2 protein-coding genes are annotated in these 2,739 nt (G+C 45.8%); both read right to left on the reverse strand.

From position 1 onward, the window contains the following. The coding region (locus Q0095_RS05625) for an ABC transporter permease (RefSeq protein ID WP_297882157.1) at nt 1-1,339 on the reverse strand (1,339 nt) is incomplete at its 3' end. 21 nt (nt 1,340-1,360) lie between these two features. Continuing rightward, a complete protein-coding gene (locus Q0095_RS05630; protein WP_297882159.1) occupies nt 1,361-2,545 on the reverse strand; it encodes an efflux RND transporter periplasmic adaptor subunit in 1,185 nt (394 codons plus the stop codon). Nucleotides 2,546-2,739: the final 194 nt, after the last annotated feature.

The following is a 2,739-nucleotide window of genomic DNA, read 5'->3' on the forward strand; positions in this document are numbered from 1 at the left end:
AAATTCTTAAATTTTCGTTGCTTCCGAAGGCGTTTTTATCCTTGCCCGAAACTCCTATGATCTTAAGTGGCTTACCCGAAAATAAAATCGTCTTTCCGATAGGATCGGAATTTTTAAAAAATGTTTTTTTAGTGTTTGGATCGATAATCGCGACGGAGGCAGAATTTTTAATATCATCGTCGCTAAAATTTCTACCATCTTCTATATCTATGCCATTAACCGCCAAAGAATTCACGCCGCCGCCGCGCAGTTGAGCCTTGGAGCTTAAATTAGCATATGTTGCCGTACCGCTTGCAGAAGCATTTGGTGTGGCATAATCGACGTAGGGCTGGCGCGCCAAAACTTTAGAATCGCTTATCGTAAGGGTGCTCACGAAGCCCGCACGCACATCGCCGAAATTTTTACCAGGAAAGATATCGATCGTATTGGTGCCAATTTTACGGATCTCGGATAAAATTTTCTCCTCCGAACCCTTACCGAGAGCTACTACGCAGATAACCGAGGCGATGCCAATGATGATACCTAGCATCGTCAAAATCGATCTTAGCTTATGCGAAAATATCGCGCTAATGGACATTTTAAAGCTCTCGATTAGCTGGTCTTTGCAAAATATAAAGGAATTTTTCGTTTTGATCTGCTCTTTTTTGCGCTCGAAAACCCGTTCCGTCTTTCTTTTATCGCTTAAAATTTTACCGTCTTTGATCTCGATGATACGATCCGCAAATTCCGCAATATGCGCATCATGCGTAACTATGATGATGGTGTGGCCCTCTTTATGCAGCGCCGTTAAAATTTGCATCACAGTCTCGCCGCTTTTACTATCAAGCGCGCCGGTAGGCTCGTCTGCCAAAATCACTTCGCCGCCGTTTATTAGAGCGCGGGCGATACTTACGCGCTGCTGCTGTCCGCCGCTAAGCTTGCTCGGTAAATTTTTAGTGCGATCGCCAAGCTCCAGCTTATCCAAAAGCTCCACCGCCCGTTTCGTCCGTTCGCTCGCTCCCACACCCGCATACACCGCAGGCAGCGAGACGTTTGCGGTCGCGTCCATCGTAGCTATAAGATTGTATTTTTGAAAGACAAAGCCGAATTTTTTACTTCTAAGCGCCGCAAGCTCGTCGCCGCTTAAATTCGCGGTCTCGCGACCTTCGATCTTATAGCTTCCGCTACTTGGCGTATCGATGCAGCCGATTATATTCATCAGCGTCGATTTTCCGCTTCCGGATTGCCCGATTATCGATATAAACTCGCCCGCTTCGATATTTAAACTTACGTCCTTTAGCACGTGGATTTCGTTATCGCCGAGAATGAATTTTTTGTTTATATCTTTAAGCTCTAGCATCTTTACACCATAAAATTTTAACTAAAACACCATCGGAGGTCCGTCCATATTTAACGGCGCGGCTTTTCCGTCGGCGATAAGCACCTCATCTTTTTCATCCAAACCGCTTAAAATTTCGGTATTCAGATCGTCGCTGATGCCGGTTTTTACGTATCGCTGCTCGGGCTCTTTGCCGTTAAGCACAGTGACGTAATCGCCTCCCCCGTCGCGCTTGATAACCGAGGTAGGCAGGTAACTCGTATTGTTCGCTTCGCTTACGATTATGTTGTTTTCGGTCGTCATACCGATCTTTAAAAAATCGTTTTCGTTATCCACGAGCATCTTTGCGTAAAAATATACCGCACTGTCGCTGCTGCTCGAAGAATAGGACGACCCGCTAGAGGTTTTATCGTAAGTCCCGTCGCTAAGCGTGGTAAGACCCGGATCGATCTTGTAAATTTTAGCCTTTTTGATATTATCAAGATCCGATAGTATGGAGTATTCTACGTCCATTCCGACCTTTACTTTGGATATATCGCCCTCTGCGATCTGCATCTTGATCTCCATTTTGCTTAGATCGGCGATCTTTACGATCGTAGGCGTAGTTTGGTTGGAATTTACCGTTTTGCCCTCCTCTACCGGCATGGAAACGATCGTGCCGCTTATCGGAGCCGTGATTTTGGTGTAGCCGAAATTCGTCTCCGCGGTGCTTAGCTGAAGTTTGGCCTGCTCGATCTGCGCCTCGATCTGCTTCTGCTCGGCTTCCTTTAAAGCGGCGCTATTTCTGGCGTTTTCCACAGCCTCTTTGGAAGCGGCGTTTCTTTTATACAGCTCAAGCTCGCGGTTATACTGCGTTTTGGCGTTTTCTGCAGCGATCTTTGCCGAAGCCAAATTTGCCTCATGGATCAGAAGCTGCGCCTTTTGCTGCGCGATCTCGTTTTCTTGAGTGACCGAATCAATCTGTGCGACCATATCGCCCTTTTGAACCTTATCGCCCACTTTGACGTAGAGCTTTTTGATCTGTCCGCTTACCTGCGCGCCCACGTCGACCAAATCCCTAGCATAAACCTCTCCCGCAGCCGTCACCGTACCTCTGATACTGCCTTTCTCAAGCCTTGTGGTAAGCGCCTTCGGCACCTCTTCTTGCTTAAAAAATTTACCGTATAAAAAATATATCGCAATGACGATGAGCAGGGTAAAGGCGATAAATTTCAAGGTTTTTTTCATTTTGCCAACTTCAAATAAAATAAGGGCTAATTCTAATGTAAAAATATAAAATTTTAGTTAAATACTAAATTCTTTGCTCGCGCACGGCGTAAAATTTCATGATCTTCTTATGCAAAATTAGCGAAACGTAGATCAACGCCGAGCCCGCAAGTAGGCGCGCCAGATCGGCGTCCTTTTGCCAAAATACCAAATTT

It is taken from the genome of uncultured Campylobacter sp., from assembly GCF_938045535.1.
In the GTDB taxonomy this organism is placed as follows: Bacteria; Campylobacterota; Campylobacteria; order Campylobacterales; family Campylobacteraceae; genus Campylobacter_B.